Genomic DNA, 20,960 nt, shown 5'->3' with positions numbered 1-20,960 from the left:
GCATGGACGACTGGACCCGCATCTGTGCGCTGCAGGACATCCCCGTGCTGGGCTCGCGCCGCGTGCAGCGCGCCGTCGGCGTCGACGTGGCCGTGTTCCGAAATGCCGAGGACGAGGTCTTCGCGCTGCTGGACCGCTGCCCGCACAAGGGCGGCCCCTTGAGCCAGGGCATCGTCTTCGGCAAGAGCGTGGCCTGCCCGCTGCACAACTGGACGATCGGTCTGAACGACGGCAGCGCCCGCGAGCCTGATGAGGGCTGCACGCCGAGCTTTCGCGTGAAGCTGGAGGGCGGTGCCGTCTTCCTTTCGCAGACGGAGCTGGACACCTTGGCCCTGGACCTGCCGGCACCCGTGGCCGGCCCGAAGATTTCGATAGCGGTGGCGTAAGAGGCTGAGACCCGCCCGCCTGAGAAGAACATGAGCGAGACAAAGTCCACCTGCCCCTACTGCGGCGTCGGCTGCGGGGTCGTCATCGAGCATGACGACACCCAGATCACCGGCGTCCGCGGCGACCCCGACCACCCGGCCAACTTCGGCCGGCTCTGCACCAAGGGCACCAATCTGCATCTGACGGCCACGCCGGTCGTCATCCAGCACCAGCGCCTGCGTGAGCCCGCACGCCGCGCCGCGCGTGGCGCCCAACCCGAGGTCATCGGCTGGGACCAGGCCAACCGCGAGATCGCCGACAAGCTGCTGGCCATCCGCGCCGAGCATGGTCCGGAATCCATCGGCGTCTACATCTCCGGCCAGCTGCTGACCGAGGACTATCACGCCTTCAACAAGCTGGCCCGCGCCGTCATCGGCACACCCCACATCGACTCCAACTCGCGGCTGTGCATGAGCTCGGCCGTCGTCGGCTACAAGCAGTCGCTCGGCGCCGACGCGCCGCCCTGCAGCTACGAGGACATCGAGCTGGCCGACTGCGTGCTGATCAGTGGCGCCAACCCGGCCTGGGCCCATCCCATCCTGTTCCGCCGCCTGGAGGCCGCGAAAAACAGCAAGCCGGGCCACAAGCTCATCGTCATCGACCCGCGCCGCACCGAGACGGCCGAGCTGGCCGACCTGCATCTGCAGATCCGCCCCGGCACCGACGTGGCCCTGTGCCACGGCCTGCTGCACGCCGTCATCTGGCAGGGCTGGACGGCGGGCGACTTCATCGCCCAGTCCACCGAAGGCTTCGATGCGCTGAAGGAGCTGGTGCGCGACTGGGCGCCGTCCCGCGCGGCCCAGGTCTGCGGCGTGAAGGAAGCCGACATCTGGCAGGCCGCGGAATGGTTCGCCACCTCGCCTTCGTCACTGAGCCTCTATTGCCAAGGGCTGAACCAGAGCAGCAGCGGCACGGCCAAGAACACGGCCCTGATCAACCTGCACCTGGCCACCGGCCAGATCGGCCGCGCCGGCGCCGGCCCCTTCTCGCTGACGGGCCAGCCCAATGCCATGGGCGGCCGTGAGAGCGGCGGCATGGCCACACTCTTGCCCGGCCACCGCGACCCGGGCAAGGCCGAGGACTGGGCCGAGATCGAGACGCTCTGGGGCGTGCCCGAGCTGCCGGGCAAGCGCGGCCACACCGCCGTCGAGATGTTCGAAGCCGCCGCGCGCGGCGAGATCAAGGCGCTGTGGATAGTCTGTACCAACCCGGCCCAGTCCATGCCCGACCAAGCCACCGTGCGCCAGGCGCTGGAGCGCTGCGAGCTGGTCATCCTGCAGGAAGCCTTCGCCCACACCGCCACGGCCAAATACGCCGACTACCTGCTGCCCGCCGCCACCTGGGGCGAGAAGGAAGGCACGGTCACCAACAGCGAGCGCCGCATCAGCCGCGTGCGACCGGCCGTGCCGGCGGCCGGCGAGGCGCGGGCCGACTGGCTCATCGCTCGCGACATTGCCGCATTGGTCGACGCCGGCCTCGGCCGCGCGCCACGCCTCAGCGTCGGCAAGGCCGAAGACCTCTGGCTTGAGCACCGCGAGGCCACGCGCGGCCGCGACCTCGACATCACCGGTCTGTCCTGGATCACGCTGGATACCGAAGGCCCGCAGCAGTGGCCCTACGTCAACGGCCCCACGGCGCGCCTGTACACCGACGGCCGCTTCGCCACCGCCGATGGTCGCGCGCGCTTCATCACCAAGGCCTACCAGGCCACTGCCGAGATGGCCACGCCCAAGCGGCCATTTGCTTTGACCACCGGCCGCATGCGCGACCAATGGCATGGCATGAGCCGCAGCGGCAGCGTGCCACGCCTGTTCGCCCACGAAGGCAAGCCGCTGGTGCGCATCAACCCGAGCGACGCCGCACGCCGCAAGCTGGCCGAGGGTGAACTCGTGCATGTGCGCTCCAAGCGCGGCGAGCTCGTGCTGCCCCTCAAGCTCGACGAGAACGTGCCGCTGGCCGGTGCCGACATCGCCATGCACTGGGGCGACGAATTCATCGGTGCCCAGCTCGGCATCAATGCCGTCACGCAAGGCGCCTTCTGCCCCGACTCCAAGCAGCCCGAGCTGAAGTTCAGCGCCGTCGCCATCGAGCCGGCCGACCTGCCCTGGCGCCTCAGCGCCTGCGCCTGGGTCGCGCCCCCGGACGGCCCGCGCCTGCGCGAACAGCTGCGCGCGCTGATGCCACGCTTCGGCTATGCGCATTGCCTGCCCGAACCCGCCAAGGGTGAGCAGGTGGGCTGGGCGTTTGAAGCCGCCTGCGCCGAGGCGCCCTCACCCGAACTGGTTGCGGAACTCGGCGCCGTGCTGGGCCTCAACAGCCCCGCCGTGCTGCGCTATGCCGATGCCCAGCGCGGCCGACTGCGCCTGCTCAATCTCGATGGCGACGATCTGCACACCGCGCCGCTGCAGGCCCTGCTGCGCGTCGGCCAGCACGACGAAGGCGCCTGGCTTGTCGATCTCTGGCGCGAGCGCACGGCCGCATCCACGGTCGGCCGCTGGCTGCTGTCGCCCGGCGCACCGCCGACCAACCCCGCTGCCGCGGCCAGCCCCCAGGTCTGCAACTGCTTCGACGTTCGCGAGGACGTCATCCGCCTGACGCTGTCGCGCTGCAGCGGCAGCCCGACCGAGCGCCTGGCCCAGCTGCAGTCAGAGAAGCGCTGCGGCACGCAATGCGGCTCCTGCCTGCCGACGCTGCGGCGCCTGGTTGCCACGACACCTGAAGAGGTCCCCGCATGAACCACGCCGTCTCTCTTGTTGGCGCCGGCCCCGGCGACCCGGAACTGCTGACCGTCCGTGCACTCAAGCGCATCGAAGGCGCGGATGTGGTGCTGGCCGACGACCTGATCGACCCGCGCGTGCTGGCCCTCGTCAAAGGCCGCCTGCTGCGCGTCGGCAAGCGCGGTGGCTGCATCTCGACGGACCAGCACTTCATCCACGCGCTGATGATCCGCGAGGCCCGCGCCGGCCACCGCGTCGTGCGCCTCAAGGGCGGCGACCCCTTCGTCTTCGGCCGCGGCGGCGAGGAAGTGGATGCCCTGCGCGAAGCCGGCCTCGACGTCGAAGTGGTCAGCGGCCTGACCAGCGGCATCGCCGGCCCGGCCGCCGTCGGCATCCCGGTGACGGACCGTCGCGCCTCGCCCGGCGTCATCCTCGTCACCGGCCACCCCGGCGAAGGCCGCGCCGAGCCCGACTGGGCGGCGCTGGCCCGCACCGGGCTGACCCTGGTCATCTACATGGGCGTGGCCCGCGCGGCCGACATCACGGCCCAGCTGATCGCAGCCGGCTTGAAAGCCGACCTGCCGGCGGCCATCGTCAGCGCAGCGCACACGGCGCAGCAGCGCCATGCGGTGACGACACTGGCCGGCCTGCCCGACTGCATCGCTCGCGAGGGGCTGAAGAGCCCGGCCTTGCTGGTCATCGGCGAGGTGGCCGCCCATGCGGCGCTCGATGCGGTCCAGCATGGCTTGCGCAATGTCGGCTGAGCAGCCCGCTCGGCGCTGATGCCGATTGCGGCGGCAGCAGCTTCAGGCTGACCCTGCGGCCCTACGGTTCGCCAGGGCCTGCGGCACACTGCACGCATGCCCGCCATCAAGCCCGCTGCCCCGGCCGAGGCCGCCCCGACGCTGTTCAAGAACGCCAAGGCCTTCGAGGCCTGGCTGAAGAAGAACCACGCGAAGTCCGATGGCCTGTGGCTGCAGATCGCCAAGCGCGGCGCTGCCGAGCCCAGCGTGACCTACCCCGAGGCGGTGGAGATCGCGCTGTGCTGGGGCTGGATCGACGGTCAGAAGAAGGGGCTGGACGACCAGCACTTCCTGCAGCGTTTCACGCCGCGGCGCGCGCGCAGCATCTGGTCCAAGATCAATGTCGACAAGGTGGCCGCGCTGACCGAGGCGGGCCGCATGCAACCGCCTGGCCAGGCGCAGGTCGAGGCCGCCAAGGCCGACGGCCGCTGGGCCCAGGCCTACGACGGCGCCAAGACGTCCACCGTGCCCGACGACCTCGCCGCGGCGCTAGACGCCAGCCCGCCAGCCAAGGCCTTCTTCGCCACCGTCAACGCGAGCAACCGCTACGCCGTGCTCTGGCGCGTCCAGACCGCTGTCAAGCCTGAGACGCGCGCCAAGCGAATCGCGCAACTGGTGGACATGCTCGCCCGCGGCGAAACGGTGCACATCTTCAAGCCCAAGGCCAAGGCCGGCTAGGCCGGTGGCGCTCGGCCAACGCGAGGGGCTGCGGCTCCGACAGCCGATAGCTGAGGCGCTCGGTCGCAAACTTCACTGCCGAAGGACGTCGGCTCCAGGCTGGGAGCAGCCTTCGCAATCTGCGGGTCGACCACGGCCGCGAACCCCAGTACTCGGGCGCATCTCCACCCCAGAGGGCGGCATCAGCCGTCGTTTGCAGTGGAAGCCTGCTTCTCCGGCCAAAGATTCTTCAGAGGCGGACCACGATCAAAGACTTCAGTGCCGACCTTGACCAGCAAGTAGCCTGCTGCATCAATCTCGTATGTCACTCCCGAGAGATTTCTATAGGACGTGGCGGTGATGCGAGTCAGCGGAATGCCGATCGAGCCATCGATCTGAGCTTGATCAAGACAGCGGGCAACGATGAAGAATCGATCAGCTATCTGCTCAATGGCCCGCGTGCAGTCCGGGCTCCTTAGCTTCCAGACTCCAAGAACCTGGCGTTGCGCATCCTGAGGCAACGTTTCCGGCCGATTCGGAGGATCCGCGGAAGCATTCGAACCGCAGATGCCTAAGACGAGCCATGCAGCAAGGAAGAGAACAGGGATCTTCATTTTGTCCGGCAGCAGCGTCGAGCAATACGGATCCCGTCAGCTCAGCTTGAAGCTGCTCACCAACCCGGCCAGGCGCACGGCCTGCTCCTTCAGCGACTGAGCTGCCGCGGCGGACTCTTCGACCAGCGCGGCGTTCTGCTGCGTCATCTGGTCCAGCTCCGTCACCGTGCCGTTGACCTGGGCGATGCCCTGGCTCTGCTCGACGGCCGCAGCGCTGATCTCGCCAATGATGTCGGTCACGCGCTGCACCGAGCCGACGATGTCGGTCATCGTCGTGCCGGCGTCGTTGACGAGGTGGGTGCCGGCCTCGACGCGCTCGACGCTGGCGCCGATCAGCGCCTTGATCTCGCGGGCCGCTTCGGCGCTGCGCTGGGCCAGCGAGCGCACCTCGCCGGCCACCACCGCGAAGCCGCGGCCCTGCTCGCCAGCCCGCGCCGCTTCCACGGCGGCGTTCAGCGCCAGGATGTTGGTCTGGAAGGCGATGCCGTCGATGGTGCCGATGATGTCGGCGATCTTGCGGCTGGCGGCGTTGATCTCGCCCATGGTGCTGACGACGCGCGACACCACCGCGCCACCGCGGCCGGCCGTCTCGGCGGCGGCGCCGGCGAGCTGCTTGGCCGTCATGGCCGAATCGGCGCTCTGGCTGACGGTGCCGGTCAGCTGCGTCATGGAGCTGGAGGCCTGCTGCAGGTTGGACGCCGTCTGCTCGGTGCGCTGTGACAGGTCCATATTGCCGGTCGCCACTTCGGTCGAGGCGACCTGGATGCTCTCGGCCGATTCGCGCACCTGGCCGACGATCTCGGACAGGGACTTCTGCATGGCCGCCAGGGCCTGCATCATCTCGGCGGACTCGTCCGTGCCGCGGGCCTCGGGTGCGCGCGACAGGTCACCGTCGGCCATGCGTTCGGCAAAGCGCTTGGCGGCCACCAGCGGGCCGATGATGGAGCGCGAGATCAGCACTGCCAGCGCGCCGCCGATGACGACACAGACGACGAAGGCGACCAGGAAACCGATGAAGACGTTGCCGACCAGGCTGTCGACCTTGGTGAAGACATCGTCCCCCCGCTTCTTCAGGTCGCCCTCGATGTTGTTCAGCATGGCCAGGGCGGGGTCGTAGGCCGCGTCGGCGGCCTTGATGTCCTCGAAGGCGGCCTGGGCGTCGGCATAGCTGTCGGCCAGGATCTTGTCGGCCACCGGCTTGACGGCCTTGCGGTAGTCGGCCATCAGGCCGCGGAACTTGACCAGGGCCTCCTTGCCCTTCTCTTCGGTCGAGATCTTGCCGAAGTCCTCCATGGCCTGGTCGAGGCTCGTCTGGGCGGTGTCCCACTCCTTCCGGGCACGGGCCATGCCCTCCTTGTTGAAGATGGAAGCCACCAGCGTGGACGTCGCCGCCTTGCTCTGCAGCAGCTGGCTGCGCGCCGACATGGTGATGTTGGACGCCGGGATCAGCTTCTGCGTGATGCCCTGGATGGCCTGCTGCGACACCTTGAGCCCGAAGCCACCCACGGCCACCAGCAGCGCCGTCATCGCCAGGATGATGCCGAAGGCCAGCCAGAGGCGGGCTTGGATGCGCAGACGTCGCAGCATGGAAATTCTCCTGGTGAGAGGGGGCAATCAGAAGTAGCCGCTGATTGAAGCAGAAACCCGCACAGGCAGATACAAATGCGCTGGTAGGCTCGCGGCATCGTTCACGCCACAGCCGCCCATGAGCTTTCTGGCTATCGACATTGGCAACACCCGGCTCAAATGGGCCGTCTATGCAGACGACGCCCAGCCCGGCGACCCGCCGCAGCAGCACGGCGCCGTCTTCCTGGAAAACATCGACCGCCTGGCCGACGAGGACTGGCAAGGCCTGGCCCCGCCCACCCGCATCCTCGGCAGCAATGTCGCCGGTGACGCGGTGCGGCGCCGCGTCGAAGAGCAGATGGAGCACTGGGACCTGGTGCCGCGCTGGGTCGTGCCCGCCGCCGAGGCCGCCGGCGTGAAGAACGGCTACGACCACCCGACGCGCCTTGGCGCCGACCGCTGGGTGGCTGTCATCGGTGCCCATGCGCATGCGAAGAAGCGTGGCTTCGAGGGACCGGTGCTGACCGTCATGATCGGCACGGCGGTGACCGTGGACTCGCTGTCCACCGACGGCCAGTTTCTCGGCGGCCTCATCCTGCCCGGCCACGGCATCATGCTGCGTGCGCTGGAAGGCGGCACGGCCGGCCTGCGCGTGCCCACCGGCGAGGTGCGTGACTTCCCCACCAACACCAGCGACGCGCTGACGACCGGCGGCACCTTTGCCATCACGGGCGCCATCGAGCGCATGCACCGCCTGCTGACCAAACGCGAGAACCGCGAGCCGCTGCTGCTGATGACGGGCGGTGCCGGCTGGAAGGTGGCGCCGGCGCTGGACGCGCCTCACGAGCTCATCGAAGGCCTGATCTTCGACGGCCTGCTGGCCATCAATTCGGCGCGGACCTGAGCTTGTCGACCAGCTCGCGCGCCGAGCGCACGCCCAGGCGCTGGTAGAGCTTGCGGGCGTGGTCGACGACGGTGCTGGGGGCCACGTTCAGCCTTTGCGCGACCTCGGCCTGGGCCAGCCCCCGCAGCAGCAGCCGCGCGACGGCGGCCTGGCCGCTGGACAGCTCGAAGCCCTGCAACCGGCGCTCGTCCGCCAGTTCGCGCGGCTCGAAGCGGCGCAGTTGCACCTGTGTCCAGCTCGGCGCACTCCCGTCGACGGCATCCAGGCGCCGGGCGCTGAATTCGAAACGCCCCCAGGGGCTGTCCACCCTCTGCACGACCGGACCCTGCCGCGCGGCCACGTGGAGGCCAGCCAGCACCGCTTCGGCGGAAGGCTGGCTCGGCTCCGGGCCCGGCCCCGGGCCGGCCAGCGCCAACAGGCGCCGGGCGCCGGCGCTGGCGTGGCCCAGGCGGCCTGCCTCGTCCAGCAGCAGCACCTCGGCGGGCTCTGGCGCGGCCTGCCAGCGCTCGGGCTCGCAGCGCGGCGCGACGTCGCGCGACAGGGCCTGGGCCAGGTGGGGCAGCAGCGACAGCAGCCGGGTCTCTTCGGCGGCCGTGAAGCAGGGCTCGCCCGGCCCGCGGTAGAGCACCAGTGAGCCCAGGGGCTGGCCGCCGCGCGAGCGCACGATGAGCTCGACGCGGTAGCGGAAGCCCTGGGGCCGCCAGATCTCGGCATACAGGGCCGAGCCGAGGAAGCGCGCCGTGTCCAGCTGCGTGGCGCTGTTGAGCACGGCGCCGGAGCCGAGCGCCTGGGCGAAGGAGGGCATGGCCTCGGCCTCGCGCTTGTTGTGGAACTCGTCGAAATAGAGCCTGGCGACGGCCTCATCCACCGGCCCCTCGATGCAGTAGCGCGTCAGCGCGCCATCGCCGTCACACCAGTCGAACAGGTTGCGGCTGGACGGCACGAAGGCGTGCAGCTCCGCGAGCAGCGTCGGCATGACGAGAGGTGTGGGCAGGCCCAATGCACACAGCTCGCGCAGGCGGATCAGCTCGCGGGACTTCTTCGGCGTCATGCGTCGATTCTCGTGAGCAAGCGGCGCCAGCGGCTCACCAGTCTTGGGGATGCCGCGCGAGGGCTGGCGCGGCATCGTGCATCCTCCGCCAGCGCGTTTCGCCTCCGGGCGCTTGCCGCGGTCACCGGAGCCTGAATCCAACGCCAGGCGACACCAAAGGGCCTCCATCAAGAACACACATCCATGCCGTCGCGTCGCGCTGGCGATCGTCGGCTTGCTGCGGCAGGTCAGCGCGGGGCAGCCGATTGCGTGGAGGCGTCTCGCTTGATGGCGTTCCCACGCGATCAGCGATGCGCATGGCGCGACCGCGCCATGCGCGAAATGCCGTTACTGAGAAGCGGCGAGAGCCGCCAGTTCGGCCTTGGCTTTCGCGAAGACCGGCTGGAAGGTCGCCGACTTCATCAGCAGGCCGACGAATCCCTCGGCCAGTTCGCGGCCACCCGCGGTGTCGGAGGCGTAGTGAAGGCCAGCGATTTCGCGGTTTCGGCCGACGGAATAGGCCGCCGCCATCAAGTTCTTCGTGCTGCCGGGACGGATCAGGGCCAACAGCAAGGCCATCGTGAAGGCCTGGCTGGAATGCCCACTCGGATAGGACGGATGCCCTGGATGGTCGGGATCACCCGGCGGGAACATCGGGTCCAGGTCGAGCTTGCAGCAGAAGGCCGGACGCCCGCGGTTGAAAGTCATCTTGGTCCTGAACACGCCCGGCGTGAGGTCCCAGAACGCGGCACGGATCATTTCCCGCGTATCCGGAGCGGCGGCGCCCGGCGCGACCACATAAAGCACGGCTTCCACGAGCTTGTCATAGAAGCGCGCCTGCTCAAGGATGACCTGCTCCCGCATCGGGCGTTCGGTGGTGGCAGCAAACACCGCCCGGCATTCCACTTCGATGCAATCTGGCCCGGGTGGCGGGGAGATCTGAACCTGGTCGATCCAAGCGATCGGCAGGTGTTTGGGCTCCCGATCGACCATGGCCCTCGTGTTCTTGTCCCAACCGCTGAACGGAAAGGGTTTCACTTCAAAGTCACTCATGACTCATCCTTCTCTCAAAACGAACATCAAGAAGACAACGCGACGGAGATTCGAAGGCGCGGCATGTCGGTCGCCAGCACGGCTTGAACCCGGCAGACCTGGCACCATCGAGCAGCGTCAGGACCGTACCGGCGAAGGCGGCTGACTGATGACTGACTGCGCCAGACGCGATGCCTGCACCGGCCGAGCCACGTCGGGAGTCGGCGGCGGCGGGTCTTTCCATTCCGTCGTACCCCCTGGCTCACCGAATCGAACCCAAACCGGCTCCGGCGCCGCATGGCCCGGTGGCGGGCTGGGAAGCGCCGAGTCGGCCGAGGACGTGCCCTTAGCGAGAACACGCCTTGTCGCGCCCTGCGGACCCTCAGAAGATCGCAAACTGGTGGTTTCCATTTCATTCCCTCCTCTATTGGTGACGGTTGACTGATGTCGCAGACCGAGACTTCCGGAGTCGCAGCGCGCGGAACGCGAAGTCGCGATCTGTGGGCCCATTCCTTCTTCTTGCCTGCTTTGGCAGTTTTGATTGCTTGCGGTTTGCACGCATCCACAGATCAGAGGAGCCGCCCGCTGGTCGTCTACCTTGGTCGGGCAACTGCGGAACTGGACTTGAGCTACCGCGCCTTCATGCGCGCGCTGCAACCCCATCTCGGAGCGCTGAGCGCGCGACCCCGAATCGAGTTCGTCGCCGTCGATGCGCGCAACGAAGATGAAGCCTTGGCGCGCGTGTTGCGGAAGGGGCCCACCGTCATCGTTGCTCCCAATGGGTCCACCGCCCTGGCTGCCCGTCGTTCAGCCCCAAGCATCCCGACCATATTTTCCAGCTACCTCGACCCCGTCCAGGCCGGATTGGTGTCCTCGGTCCAACAGCGCAGCGAGTCGGCCACGGGCGTATGGATTTCAGATCATCTTGATGGCAAGCGCCTCGAATTGCTCCACGACGCTTACCCCTACGTGAAGTCCATCCTTGTCTTGGGCGACAGTTACTGGCGCGAGGGCATCCAGGCGGAAAGCAGCCTACCCCCGGTTGCGGCCAGGCTGGGCATCGAACTGGTGATCCTCTCCGCTGATACGCGAGCCGAGATCGATGCCGCCCTCGATGACCCACGGTTCGGCCGGTTCGACGCTTGGTGCATTCCACGCACGTCCGTGGCCATGGCCGCAACGGGCGACATCGTCGAACGCGCCCGCACGCTGAAGAAGCCCCTCATCCTCGCCAACACGGCGGACGTCACAGCCGGCGCACCAATGTCCTACGCCCTGGACACAGCCTTCATTTGGCCGGCCCTGGCTGAGCTGGTTGTCCGGGTGCTGAACGGAGAGTCCGCCGCCTCGATTCCGGTGCAACGCCCGCAACGGTTCGTGCTTGCAGTGCGCACGGGGCCTGAGACGGGCTTACCACCTCCAAGCATCGAAGTCGTGCGTCGGGCCGACATCGTCATCCGATGAGCCTCGCGCGCCGCACGGGCGTGCGCCCGCTGGCCCACCAGTACGCCGCGCTGATGTGCGGCCTGACACTTCTGCTGGTGATGCTGTCCGGCATCTCCGAGAGCTATTTCGGCTATCGAGAATCCCTGGAACATATCGAGCAGATCCAGCAGGCCCAGGCCGGCCAGGGGGCGAACGAGATCGCCATCTATCTAGGCATCATCAAGACCGGCATCCGCGACGTCGCGAAGATGCCATGGGGGCGGCAGAGCTTCGGGCCGCAGCAGCGTCGCGACGAGTTCTACCGGCTGATGCAATTGGTGCCCGCGATCATCGACCTGCAGGCCATCGACGGGCAGGGCCGCGAGACGCTGCACATCTCCAAGCATGCACCGGACCGAATCGATTCGGGTGAACCGCTGGCGGAGCCCGAACTGCTGTTCCGTACCAAGGACCTGTCGGCGATCCGCCATGGCCGCACCTTTTTCCGCGACGGCTACCTGCCCACGATCCGGCTCTCGGCGTTCGATGGTGTCGGTGCGATCGTTGCCACCGTCGACCTGCGCCTGCTCAGCGAGGTGGTAGCGCGATTGAACGCGGGCGAGGGCGGCCGCGCCTATATCGTCGACGAGCAAGGCCAGTTGATCGCACACACGCGGTCGACCCATGTGTTGAGCCGCATCGACCTTTCGAAGTCCGAAGCCGTCGTGAAAGCCAGGGCTTCGGCCGCCTCGACGGCCATCCTGGTAACAGGCCTCGCGACGACAGACCTCGAGCATCTGCCGGTGATCGTGACCGCCGCCAGCGTTCCCCTCACAGGTTGGCTGGTCTTCATGGAGCAACCGCGCGGCGAGGCTCTCAAGCCAGCCTGGGCAACGCTGACACGCACCCTGCTGCTGATGGCCCTGGGCGGCGCGGTCGCGGTTGTGGGCGGCATTGCATTCGCGCGCCGCATGGCGGCACCCATCGTGGCGCTACGCCGCGCAACGGCTCAGGTCGCGCGCGGCGATCTCGACGCGACCATACAGCTCAGTCGCCACGACGAGATCGAAGATCTGGCCCAGGATTTCAACCAGATGGCGGCACGCCTGCGCGACCTCTACGCCAGCCTGGAAGCCAAGGTGGAGGCGCGCACCCAGGAACTCTCCGACGCCCGCGATGTCCTCGAAGACAGCGCCCACGAGATCGACCTGCTGAACCAGCGCCTGATGACGCAGCTCGACGAGTTGTCCCTTCGCAAGGATGAAGCCGAACGCGCCAACGCCGCCAAGAGTCGCTTCCTGGCCGCGGCCAGCCACGACCTGCGCCAGCCGATGCATTCCATCAGCCTGCTGATCGGTGTGCTGCGCACCCGCCTGGCCGACCCGGCGCAGATCGACCTCGCCGACAAGGTGCAGTCCTCGGTCACCACGATGGAAAACCTGTTCGGCAACCTGCTGGACATTTCAAAACTCGACGCCGGCGCCGTGCATCCCCACATAGAGGACGTGGACCTGGGCTGGCTGCTGGAGCGCGCCGTCGAGACCTGGTTGCCGCAGGCCCAGGAGAAGGGGCTCAGCCTGCGATTGCGGCACGGCCGCTGGGTAGTGCGCGGCGACGCGACGCTGCTGGAGCGCATCGTCGGCAACCTGCTCGCCAACGCCATCCGCTACACGCGCAGCGGTGGCGTGCTGGTCGGCTGCCGGCGCCGCGGCGAGCAGTGCGAACTGCAGATCTGGGACACCGGGCCGGGCATCGCGGAAGAGCACCGCGAGGCCATCTTCGAGGAGTTCTTCCGCATCGGCGTGCCCGGCACGGGGCAGGAGAAGGGGCTGGGGTTGGGCCTGTCCATCGTGCAGCGCTGCGTGCACATGCTGGGCTATTCGATCGCCGTGCAGAGCCGCGAGGGGCGGGGCTCGGTGTTCAAGGTGACGTTGCCGCTGGCGGCCGGCACCATGGCGCCGCATGCCACCAACAGCACCATGGACTCGCCGCCGCAGGCGCTGGAAGGGAATTTCATCGTCGTCATCGACGATGAAGCCACCAACCGCGAGGCCGTGCGGGACGGCCTGCTGGGCGCAGGTTGCCACGTGGTGATCGCGTCCAGCGGCGACGACGCGCTGACGCAGTTGCAGGCCCATCTGCGCACGCCCGACCTCATCCTGACCGACTTCCAGCTCGGCGCCTCGGGCGACGGCCTGGACGTGATCCGCCGGCTGCGCGCCCACTACGACGAGGAGATCCCCGCGCTGGTGGTGACTGCCAATACGGATACCCGCCTGGTGGCCGAGGCTACGGCCCTGGGCGCCGGCCTGTTGCACAAGCCGGTTGGGCTTCAGCGCCTGCTGATGGCACTCAAGGACTCGCTGGAAACGGCCTGAGGCTAGGCGCCGTCGAAACGCAGGCCGATGCGGCCCGCAGCCACGATGGCCTGGGTGCGGGTGGTGACGTTCAGGGCCCGCAGCACGGCCGAGGTGTGGGCCTTCACGGTGCTGAGCGACAGGTCGAGCTCGCGGCCGATCAGCTTGGCGGGCTTGCCCTGCAGCAGCAGATGCAGCACTTCGGCCTGGCGGGGTGTGAGGCCCAGATCGGCAGGGCGGCGCGGCGCTATGCCCGCCGCCGGGGATTCGGGCCCCGCTGGCGAGGCGCTGAGCATGGGCGTGACGGCGGCCGAAGGCGTCGTCATCATCGTGGCCGGCGGCGTGGCCGGGGCCGGGTTGCGCGCCGCGAGGAAGACGCTCGGCGGCAGATAGATGCCCTTGGCGAGGATGAGCTTGAGCGCGCCGATCATGACGGCCGACGTCGAGCTCTTGGGGATGAAGCCCATGGCGCCAGCATCCAGGGCAGCGAGGACGGTGTCCTTGTCGTCGGCCGACGACATGACGACCACCGGCATCTCCGGATGGGCCTCGCGCAACTGCCGCACGCCCTCCAGGCCCGAGGCGCCCGGCAGGCCGAGATCGATGAGCACGAGATCGGCGGCGCCACGCTCCGCGATCACAGCGACGGCCTCCTCGCAGCTGCCGGCTTCCCAGGTTTCCAAAGGCTGCACGAGGGGGCGCAGCAGCAGGGCAATGCCCTCCCTGAACAAGGTGTGGTCGTCGACGAGCAGGACTCTCATGGGGCGCAGAAGGTTCGAGCCGATGTTAGCGAGCAATGGGCTTCTCCAACCCGATCCGGCATTGGGCTTTGGGATAGGCCTTAGTGGCAAGCCATGCTCACAAACCCTCACAACCGAGCCGCCTCTTTCACGGGCATGACGCTTTCTTCCAGCGGCAGCGCCACGGCCTCGCGATGGCGACGACCGGGCCATTTGGCCGGGCCGTGTAGATGATGTGTGACCGGGGCTGGGCCATCAAACTTGTCAGCAAATCAACCGCTGTCATCGCCACTGCTCGGGGAGATCTTCATGCTGACCGCCCTTCAAACCAACACCACCAATCCTCGCATTCAGGCGGGCTACACGCCGCCGGTCAACACCTGCCAGGTGCTGGCCGCCCTGCCCCAGCCGATGTTGGTCGTGCGGCCGGACCGGCGCCTGCTGTTCCGCAATCGCAGTGCCGAGGGCTTGCTGCGTGACCGGCGCGTCGACGTGAGCGCCGACCACCTGATGCAGGTGGGCCAGCTCGACGCCCAGCGGCTGGAATCGCCACTGCGCCTGGCCCAGGCGGGCTCGGCCTCCCATGTCGGCCTTTGGTTTGCACCGCAGATCAGCACCGGCTGGCTGCACTGCATGCCCCTGCCCGAAGATTTCACCGCCAGCACCGGCTGGCCGATGGAGGCCGTCCTGCTGGTCATCCACCTCGACCAGCCCGCCCTGACCCAGGCCGCCCGCATCGACGCGCTGGCGCGCCACAGCCGGCTCAGCGCCACCGAACGCCATGTGCTGATGCTGCTGGGCGACGGCATGACGGTCGAGATCGCCGCGACTCATCTCGGCCTGTGCCTGTCGACGCTGCGCAGCCATGTGCGCAACCTGCTCGGCAAGACGCAGGCGTCCACGCTGATGCAACTGCTGCGCTGGGTGGGCAGCGGCCAGGCGCTGCCGCATTAGCCCACCCCCTACGGCCTGACGGCCGCCCCCTCAAGGAGGCACTGCCAGTGGCCCGGCAAGCCGGTTCCACGGCAGTCACTCGGTAATCCCAATCCCTAAAGAATGAAGCGCGACAGGTCTTCGTTCGCCGCCAACGCCTCCAGCTTGGCGTTCACCGCCGCCGCGTCGATCGTCACCGTCTGACCCGCGTTGTGCGGCGCATCGAAGCTGATCTCGTCGAGCAGCCTCTCCATCACCGTCGCCAGGCGCCGCGCACCGATGTTCTCGGTGCGCTCGTTGACCTCGAAGGCGATCTCCGCCAGGCGGCGGATGGCACCGGGCTGCAGGTCCAGAGTGACGCCTTCGGTGGCCAGCAAGGCCTGGTACTGCTTGACCAGGCTGGCGTGGGTGCTCGTCAGGATGGCCTCGAAGTCGGCCACGGACAGCGAATCCAGCTCGACGCGGATGGGCAGGCGGCCCTGCAGTTCGGGGATGAGGTCGCTGGGCTTGGCGAGATGGAAGGCACCGCTGGCGATGAAGAGGATGTGGTCGGTCCGCACCATGCCGTACTTGGTCGACACCGTCGTACCCTCCACCAGCGGCAGCAGGTCGCGCTGCACGCCCTGGCGCGACACCTCCGCGCCGCCGTGCTCGTTGCGCGAGGCGACCTTGTCGATCTCGTCGATGAAGACGATGCCCATCTCCTGGGCATTGGTCAGCGCCGCTGCGCGGATCTCTTCCTCGTTGACGAGCTTGGCCGCCTCTTCGTCGACCAGCAGCTTCATCGCCTCGGCGATCTTGAGCTTGCGCGTCTTCTTCTGGTTGCCGCCGAACTGGCTGAACATGCCCTTGAGTTGCTCGGCCATGTCCTCCATGCCCGGCTGATTGCCGAAGGGGCCCAGCACTTCCATCGTCGGCTTGGGGGCAAGCAGGTCGAGCTCGATGTCCCTGTCGTCGAGCTGGCCTTCACGCAGGCGCTTGCGCATGGTCTGGCGCGTGGCGTTGTCGGCGTCAGTGCCGGGCAGCAGCACGCCAAGGATGCGGTCCTCCGCAGCATCCTCGGCGCGGGTCTGGCAGCGGCGCATGGCCACCTCGCGCTCCTGCTTGACGGCGACTTCGACGAGATCGCGCACGATCGAGTCCACGTCCTTGCCGACATAGCCCACCTCGGTGAACTTGGTGGCCTCGACCTTGATGAAGGGCGCGCCAGCCAGCCGAGCCAGGCGGCGTGCGATCTCGGTCTTGCCGACGCCGGTCGGCCCGATCATCAAGATGTTCTTGGGCGTGATCTCGCCGCGCAGCTTCTCGTCGACCTGCTGGCGGCGCCAGCGGTTGCGCATCGCGATGGCGACGGCGCGCTTGGCAGCGTTCTGGCCGACGATGTGGCGGTCCAGCTCCGAGACAATCTCTTGTGGCGTCATGGAACTCATTCCAGAACCTCCAAGGTGTGGTTCTGGTTGGTGTAGATGCAGATCTCGCCGGCGATCTCCAGCGACTTCTTGACGATGTCGGCGGCGCTCAGTTCGGTGTGCGCCAGCAGCGCCTTGGCCGCGGCCTGGGCATAGGCGCCGCCGGAGCCGATGGCGACGATGCCCTGCTCGGGCTCCAGCACGTCGCCATTGCCGGTGATGATGAGGGAGGCCGTCTTGTCGGCCACGGCCAGCATGGCTTCCAGGCGGCGCAGCACGCGGTCGGTGCGCCAGTCGCGCGTCAGCTCGACGGCGGCGCGAACGAGGTGCCCCTGGTGCTTCTCGAGCTTGGCTTCGAAGCGCTCGAACAGCGTGAAGGCGTCGGACGTCGCACCGGCAAAGCCCGCCAGGACCTGGTCGCGATAGAGCTTGCGCACCTTGCGCGCGCTGGCCTTGACGATGGTGTTGCCCAGCGTCACTTGGCCGTCGCCACCGATGGCGACCTGCCAGCCGGTGGGCGTCTGGCGCCGCACGGAAACGATGGTGGTGCCGTGATAGACGGCGGAAGAGGAATCAGAAGACATAGCCGTTCCAGTTGAGGTTCGGCCCGAGTTTCGCAAGGCCGGTCAGTTGATTCTGACCTTCACCTTGGCGTGCTCGTTGATCCCCATGGCGCCGAAGAACAGCGCGACGAGCCGGTGGGCGTCGTTGAAGACGACCATGCGGTTCTCGCTGCGGCGCTGCAGCACCCAGTTCAGCAGATCGCCGGCGGCCATGAAGTCCAGGCGGATCAGCTTGGTGCAGGAGATGTTGATGATGCTCGCGTCTCCGACCTCGCCGGACAGCGCGCGCAGGTTGTCGGAAATGTCGCCGCTCATCTGGCCCATCAGCTCGAGCATGGCCAGGCTGACCTCGGAGACGCTGGTGTCGAGGAAGGTCGACTGCGCCTCGCTCTGCATCGTGCTCGTGGCCGGGCTGTTCGTCGACGAGCCTTCGCCGCCGATGCGCACGCGGCATTTGGCGCGCTCCCACGACGGTGGCGAGACCTCGTAGGTCACGCAGTAGTCGATGGCGGCCTCGTCGAACTGGTCGGGCCGGTTGGCCAGGCGCAGGGCTTCCAGGCGCAGCATCCACATTGCCGGGTCGGTGTCGCGCTCGCCGACCGGGGCCAGTTCCTTGAGCTGGTTCAGGAAGCGGTCGCCCCCCACCCAGCGCTGGTCGACCTGCTGCTGGGCCCAGGCGCGGAACAGCTGGCGCATCTGGATGGCCGCCTCGATCTCGATGTCTTCCAGCGTGCCCCAGTCGAAGACCCAGGGCATGGGCAGGGTCTCGCTGCGCTTTTGCAGCAGGGCCACGTCCTCGGCCCTCACCGTCGAGGGCGCCGTCCAGCTCACCTGGCTGGCCTTGGCCATGGGCGAGCGGTTGGCCTGGCGCGTCGATTCGGCCACCAGCTTGGGCATGGAGAACCACTGCGGCGCCGACAGGCCGAACTGCTGGGCGTACTCGACGGCCAGCGCCTCGAACTTGCCCTGGGCACCGGTGGCGCGGTAGTGGTCGAACAGCACCAGCCAGGTTTCGCCGTGCAGATTGCGGCTGCCGCCCGGGCGCACCAGTTCGGTCAGCGCGCGCTCGCTGTTCTCGTAGTCGGCGTTGGCGAAGGCGATGACGGCCTCATCGAGCTCGGGGTCGTGCACGACCTCCTGCACCTCGACATCGGGCGTGGACTCGGCCAGCGTGAAGGACAGCGGCATGTCCAGCGGCGGCAGGTCGGGCAGGCGGCTGGGCGGCGAGTCGGACAGCGGCGGGATGGCCGCGCCCATGGTCACCGCGGCGGGTGGCGTCGGGGCCTGCAGGCGCTCCACCTCGCGTGGCGTGGAGAACTCGCTGACGCGGCCGCCATCGGCAGGCGGCGGAGCGGCCACGGTGGACGAGAAGGCCACGGGCCGCGTGCTGGTGTCGAAAAAACCGGGCTGCTGCTTGGGCACGGCCTGCGTCGTCGCAAAGCTCTCGCCCACCATCTGCTGCTCGATCTCGTCGATCTTGGCCTTCACGCCGAGATCGATCTTGGAGTTGGGCTCGCTGATGCGCTCGTCGTCGCCCAGCCGGGACGGCGACGCCGCCAGGGCCGCGAGCTGCTCGGGCGTCAGGCCCTCGCGGCGGATGCGGCGCAGCATGTCGAGCTCGCGCTTGCGCACGAAGTCATTGCGGCGCTTGCGCTCCACCATCGCGCGCAGTTCGGCCTTGGCGAGGTCGCCCTCGGGGTCGTCCTGGCGCGAATTGATCTCGGACCAGTCCGTCGTGGGGTTGGCCACGAAGCGCGCAACCTTGCGGAAGAAGCTGTCGCCTTCCTTCGGGTCTGCGGGCTTGGATTCGGACATGGTCACTTGGCTAGGGTATCAGTCCCCGAACATCTTTTGCTTGAGCTCGCGGCGCTGCTGCGCTTCGAGCGACAGCGTGGCGGTCGGGCGGGCGATCAGTCGGCCGAGGCCGATGGGTTCGCCAGTCTCGTCGCAATAGCCGTACTCGCCACTGTCCAAACGTGCGATGGATTGCACGATCTTCTTGAGAAGCTTGCGCTCGCGGTCGCGGGTGCGCAGTTCCAGGGCGTGCTCTTCCTCGATCGTGGCGCGGTCGGCCGGATCGGGGACGATGGTCGTGTCCTCGCGCAGATGCTCGGTCGTCTCGCCCGCGTTGGACAACACGCCGTCCTTCAGCTCGGTGAGCTTGGCGCGGAAGAACTCGATCTGCTTGGCATTCATGTACTCCGAGTCCGGCATGGCCAGAACCTCGGCGTCACTCAGCTCGGCGCCCGATTTGCTCTTCCAGGCGTTCACCAGCTTGGGGTCGCCCTTGGCGGCCACGCGCGGCGCGGCCTCGTCGACCTGGTTGGCGCTGCGCGAGGGCGGTTTTGGCGGGGCGAAGCGATCGGCAAAGCGATTCGCAGGTGCGGGCGCTTCCAACATCGCCACGTCGGCGCCGATATCGGTCTTCTTTGCACCCTTGGATGCGGTTTTTGGGGCCGGGGTCTTGCTCACTGTCTTCTCCTCGCTCAGGGCGTGCATCGGCGCGGTGTCAGACCTTGATCCCACTGCTTTTCAGCCGGCTGCCCAATTTTGAGCGCGGCGGATTGTAGCCACAGGGATTCATCGGTCCTCACCCCCCGGAAACGGTGCTCCGGGGGATAAAAAAACATCACGCCAAACAGCCTTCCAAGCCTTGCATCAAAACCTCTTTGGGCAGGTCGATACCAATGAACACCATCTTGCTCTGCTTTTTCTCGCCGGGCATCCAACGCGGGCCGAGATCGGAGCCCATCATCTGATGGACACCCTGGAAGATGACCTTCTTCTCCGTGCCTTTCATGTGTAGGACACCCTTGTATCTGAGCATCTTGGGGCCATAAACCTGCACGATGGCGCCAAGGAAATCCTCCAGCTTGGCCGGATTGAAGGGCTTGTCCGAGCGGAAGACGAAGCTCTTCACGTCGTCGTCGTGGGCATGGTGGTGGGGGTGGTCGCAGTGCTCGCCATGTTCATGATCGTGGTGATCGTGATCATGATGATGGTGGCCATGGTCGTCCGCCTTGAGGAAATCGGGGTCGATCTCCAGTTTGGCGTTCAGATTGAAGCCGCGCAGGTCGAACACCTTGGACAGGGCCACCTCGCCGAAATGGGCGGTCTGGATGGGCGCCCGCGGGTTCATGTGCTTGATGCGGTGCACCAGGGCCTCGACGGCCGCCGGCTCGGCCAAGTCGCTCTTGCTGATGAAGATCTGGTCGGCAAAACCGACCTGCATGCGGGCTTCCTGGCGGGAATTGAGCTGCTCGTCGGCGTGCTTGGCGTCCACCAGCGTCAGCACCGAGTCCAGCAGATAGCTCTCGGCGATCTCGTCGTCCATGAAGAAGGTCTGGGCGACCGGGCCGGGGTCGGCCAGGCCGGTGGTCTCGATGACGACGCGCTCGAAGTCCAGCTCGCCCTTGCGGCGCTTGGCCGCCAGGTCGCTCAGCGTCGTGCGCAGATCCTCGCGGATGGTGCAGCAGACGCAGCCATTGTTCATCTGGATGATCTGCTCGTTGGTGTCCGACACCAGGATGTCGTTGTCGATGTTCTCTTCGCCGAACTCGTTCTCGATGACGGCGATCTTCTGGCCGTGGGCCTCGGTCAGCACGCGCTTGAGCAGCGTGGTTTTCCCGGCGCCGAGGAAGCCGGTCAGGATGGTGGCGGGAATGAGGCCTTGGGGCTTGGACATGATGGAGGACCGTTTTCTCGAAGGCAGCAGATATGAGGGCTAGGGGGCCCGAAACAAGGGGCTTGTCAAACCAATCGGCTATTCTGTCCCTTCCGCAAT

At 67.5% G+C, this 20,960-nt stretch carries 18 protein-coding genes; 8 read left to right on the top strand and 10 right to left on the bottom strand.

The genetic code is table 11. The annotated features are described in order from the left end of the window. Positions 1-2: 2 nt before the first annotated feature. The 4 genes from nirD to AC1D2H_RS19810 all read left to right on the top strand — a co-directional run bounded on the left by nirD (position 3) and on the right by AC1D2H_RS19810 (position 4,624). Positions 3-386 carry a nitrite reductase small subunit NirD gene (nirD, locus tag AC1D2H_RS19825; protein ID WP_478012166.1) on the top strand — a complete coding sequence of 128 codons (384 nt, stop codon included), beginning with the start codon at positions 3-5 and terminating at the stop codon, positions 384-386. Between the two features lie 30 nt (positions 387-416). Then, the gene (locus AC1D2H_RS19820; RefSeq protein ID WP_478012165.1) at positions 417-3,161 is read left to right on the top strand and encodes a nitrate reductase; all 2,745 of its coding nucleotides are present in this window, start codon (positions 417-419) and stop codon (positions 3,159-3,161) included. Continuing rightward, on the top strand, positions 3,158-3,907 hold the full coding sequence (gene cobA / locus AC1D2H_RS19815; RefSeq protein WP_478012164.1) for a uroporphyrinogen-III C-methyltransferase: 750 nt from the start codon (positions 3,158-3,160) through the stop codon (positions 3,905-3,907). The genes AC1D2H_RS19820 and cobA overlap by 4 nt, the downstream gene beginning before the upstream one ends. A gap of 96 nt (positions 3,908-4,003) precedes the next feature. Next, positions 4,004-4,624: a YdeI/OmpD-associated family protein gene (locus AC1D2H_RS19810; protein WP_478012163.1), complete on the top strand. Its 621-nt coding sequence runs from the start codon at positions 4,004-4,006 to the stop codon at positions 4,622-4,624. A 182-nt stretch (positions 4,625-4,806) separates the two neighbouring features. Here AC1D2H_RS19810 and AC1D2H_RS19805 read toward each other — a convergent pair whose 3' ends face one another. Then, positions 4,807-5,217, bottom strand: a complete 411-nt coding sequence (locus AC1D2H_RS19805; RefSeq protein ID WP_478012162.1) for a hypothetical protein — start codon at positions 5,215-5,217, stop codon at positions 4,807-4,809. Positions 5,218-5,253: 36 nt separating this feature from the next. Then, the gene (locus tag AC1D2H_RS19800) at positions 5,254-6,804 is read right to left on the bottom strand and encodes a methyl-accepting chemotaxis protein (protein WP_478012161.1); all 1,551 of its coding nucleotides are present in this window, start codon (positions 6,802-6,804) and stop codon (positions 5,254-5,256) included. Between the two features lie 118 nt (positions 6,805-6,922). On the opposite strand from AC1D2H_RS19800, the gene AC1D2H_RS19795 reads away from it, so the two are divergent. Next, a complete protein-coding gene (locus AC1D2H_RS19795; RefSeq protein WP_478012160.1) occupies positions 6,923-7,687 on the top strand; it encodes a type III pantothenate kinase in 765 nt (254 codons plus the stop codon). On the opposite strand, the gene AC1D2H_RS19790 is transcribed toward AC1D2H_RS19795, so the two are convergent. Together AC1D2H_RS19790 and AC1D2H_RS19785 are read right to left on the bottom strand one after the other, a co-directional pair. Further along, on the bottom strand, positions 7,668-8,813 hold the full coding sequence (locus tag AC1D2H_RS19790) for a helix-turn-helix transcriptional regulator (RefSeq protein WP_478012159.1): 1,146 nt from the start codon (positions 8,811-8,813) through the stop codon (positions 7,668-7,670). The genes AC1D2H_RS19795 and AC1D2H_RS19790 overlap by 20 nt on opposite strands. Before the next feature lie 252 nt (positions 8,814-9,065). After that, positions 9,066-9,770: a phosphatase PAP2 family protein gene (locus AC1D2H_RS19785; protein ID WP_478012158.1), complete on the bottom strand. Its 705-nt coding sequence runs from the start codon at positions 9,768-9,770 to the stop codon at positions 9,066-9,068. Between the two features lie 603 nt (positions 9,771-10,373). Between AC1D2H_RS19785 and AC1D2H_RS19780 the strand changes: the two genes are divergently transcribed. Both AC1D2H_RS19780 and AC1D2H_RS19775 read left to right on the top strand, forming a co-directional pair. Next, on the top strand, positions 10,374-11,213 hold the full coding sequence (locus AC1D2H_RS19780; protein ID WP_478012157.1) for an ABC transporter substrate binding protein: 840 nt from the start codon (positions 10,374-10,376) through the stop codon (positions 11,211-11,213). After that, positions 11,210-13,552, top strand: a complete 2,343-nt coding sequence (locus AC1D2H_RS19775) for an ATP-binding response regulator (protein ID WP_478012156.1) — start codon at positions 11,210-11,212, stop codon at positions 13,550-13,552. The genes AC1D2H_RS19780 and AC1D2H_RS19775 overlap by 4 nt, the downstream gene beginning before the upstream one ends. Before the next feature lie 2 nt (positions 13,553-13,554). Here the strand turns inward: AC1D2H_RS19775 and AC1D2H_RS19770 are convergent, their stop codons facing one another. Beyond that, positions 13,555-14,292 (bottom strand): response regulator, encoded by a 738-nt coding sequence (locus AC1D2H_RS19770; RefSeq protein WP_478012155.1) that lies wholly within the window; start codon positions 14,290-14,292, stop codon positions 13,555-13,557. Positions 14,293-14,580: 288 nt separating this feature from the next. Between AC1D2H_RS19770 and AC1D2H_RS19765 the strand changes: the two genes are divergently transcribed. Further along, positions 14,581-15,225 (top strand): helix-turn-helix transcriptional regulator, encoded by a 645-nt coding sequence (locus AC1D2H_RS19765; RefSeq protein WP_478012154.1) that lies wholly within the window; start codon positions 14,581-14,583, stop codon positions 15,223-15,225. A gap of 95 nt (positions 15,226-15,320) precedes the next feature. Here AC1D2H_RS19765 and hslU read toward each other — a convergent pair whose 3' ends face one another. From hslU to AC1D2H_RS19740, 5 genes are all read right to left on the bottom strand, one after another. Further along, complete coding sequence (gene hslU, locus AC1D2H_RS19760; RefSeq protein WP_477931836.1) at positions 15,321-16,634, bottom strand: ATP-dependent protease ATPase subunit HslU; 1,314 nt, start codon at positions 16,632-16,634, stop codon at positions 15,321-15,323. Continuing rightward, positions 16,631-17,197, bottom strand: coding sequence for an ATP-dependent protease subunit HslV (gene hslV / locus AC1D2H_RS19755; protein WP_477931837.1), 567 nt, complete (start codon positions 17,195-17,197; stop codon positions 16,631-16,633). The genes hslU and hslV overlap by 4 nt, the downstream gene beginning before the upstream one ends. Before the next feature lie 42 nt (positions 17,198-17,239). Next, positions 17,240-18,991 carry a hypothetical protein gene (locus tag AC1D2H_RS19750; RefSeq protein ID WP_478012153.1) on the bottom strand — a complete coding sequence of 584 codons (1,752 nt, stop codon included), beginning with the start codon at positions 18,989-18,991 and terminating at the stop codon, positions 17,240-17,242. 18 nt (positions 18,992-19,009) lie between these two features. Then, complete coding sequence (dksA, locus tag AC1D2H_RS19745; protein ID WP_478012152.1) at positions 19,010-19,648, bottom strand: RNA polymerase-binding protein DksA; 639 nt, start codon at positions 19,646-19,648, stop codon at positions 19,010-19,012. Positions 19,649-19,805: 157 nt separating this feature from the next. Beyond that, the gene (locus tag AC1D2H_RS19740) at positions 19,806-20,861 is read right to left on the bottom strand and encodes a CobW family GTP-binding protein (RefSeq protein WP_477931840.1); all 1,056 of its coding nucleotides are present in this window, start codon (positions 20,859-20,861) and stop codon (positions 19,806-19,808) included. Positions 20,862-20,960 lie beyond the last annotated feature (99 nt).

Source organism: Roseateles sp. P1_C1_2 (assembly GCF_056406535.1).
Note: the sequence above shows the minus strand (reverse complement) of the source record. Positions and strands in the feature narration are given on the sequence as shown.

What these genes read in the sequence shown, in the direction of transcription:
- AC1D2H_RS19795 (WP_478012160.1), top strand. Translation starts at nt 6,923, where the DNA reads ATGAGCTTTCTGGCTATCGACATTGGCAACACCCGGCTCAAATGGGCC.
- hslV (WP_477931837.1), bottom strand. Translation starts at nt 17,197, where the DNA reads ATGTCTTCTGATTCCTCTTCCGCCGTCTATCACGGCACCACCATCGTT.
- cobA (WP_478012164.1), top strand. Translation starts at nt 3,158, where the DNA reads ATGAACCACGCCGTCTCTCTTGTTGGCGCCGGCCCCGGCGACCCGGAA.
- AC1D2H_RS19810 (WP_478012163.1), top strand. Translation starts at nt 4,004, where the DNA reads ATGCCCGCCATCAAGCCCGCTGCCCCGGCCGAGGCCGCCCCGACGCTG.
- AC1D2H_RS19740 (WP_477931840.1), bottom strand. Translation starts at nt 20,861, where the DNA reads ATGTCCAAGCCCCAAGGCCTCATTCCCGCCACCATCCTGACCGGCTTC.
- AC1D2H_RS19765 (WP_478012154.1), top strand. Translation starts at nt 14,581, where the DNA reads ATGCTGACCGCCCTTCAAACCAACACCACCAATCCTCGCATTCAGGCG.
- AC1D2H_RS19790 (WP_478012159.1), bottom strand. Translation starts at nt 8,813, where the DNA reads ATGCCGCGCCAGCCCTCGCGCGGCATCCCCAAGACTGGTGAGCCGCTG.
- hslU (WP_477931836.1), bottom strand. Translation starts at nt 16,634, where the DNA reads ATGAGTTCCATGACGCCACAAGAGATTGTCTCGGAGCTGGACCGCCAC.
- nirD (WP_478012166.1), top strand. Translation starts at nt 3, where the DNA reads ATGGACGACTGGACCCGCATCTGTGCGCTGCAGGACATCCCCGTGCTG.
- AC1D2H_RS19800 (WP_478012161.1), bottom strand. Translation starts at nt 6,804, where the DNA reads ATGCTGCGACGTCTGCGCATCCAAGCCCGCCTCTGGCTGGCCTTCGGC.
- AC1D2H_RS19770 (WP_478012155.1), bottom strand. Translation starts at nt 14,292, where the DNA reads ATGAGAGTCCTGCTCGTCGACGACCACACCTTGTTCAGGGAGGGCATT.
- AC1D2H_RS19820 (WP_478012165.1), top strand. Translation starts at nt 417, where the DNA reads ATGAGCGAGACAAAGTCCACCTGCCCCTACTGCGGCGTCGGCTGCGGG.
- AC1D2H_RS19805 (WP_478012162.1), bottom strand. Translation starts at nt 5,217, where the DNA reads ATGAAGATCCCTGTTCTCTTCCTTGCTGCATGGCTCGTCTTAGGCATC.
- AC1D2H_RS19785 (WP_478012158.1), bottom strand. Translation starts at nt 9,770, where the DNA reads ATGAGTGACTTTGAAGTGAAACCCTTTCCGTTCAGCGGTTGGGACAAG.
- AC1D2H_RS19775 (WP_478012156.1), top strand. Translation starts at nt 11,210, where the DNA reads ATGAGCCTCGCGCGCCGCACGGGCGTGCGCCCGCTGGCCCACCAGTAC.
- AC1D2H_RS19750 (WP_478012153.1), bottom strand. Translation starts at nt 18,991, where the DNA reads ATGTCCGAATCCAAGCCCGCAGACCCGAAGGAAGGCGACAGCTTCTTC.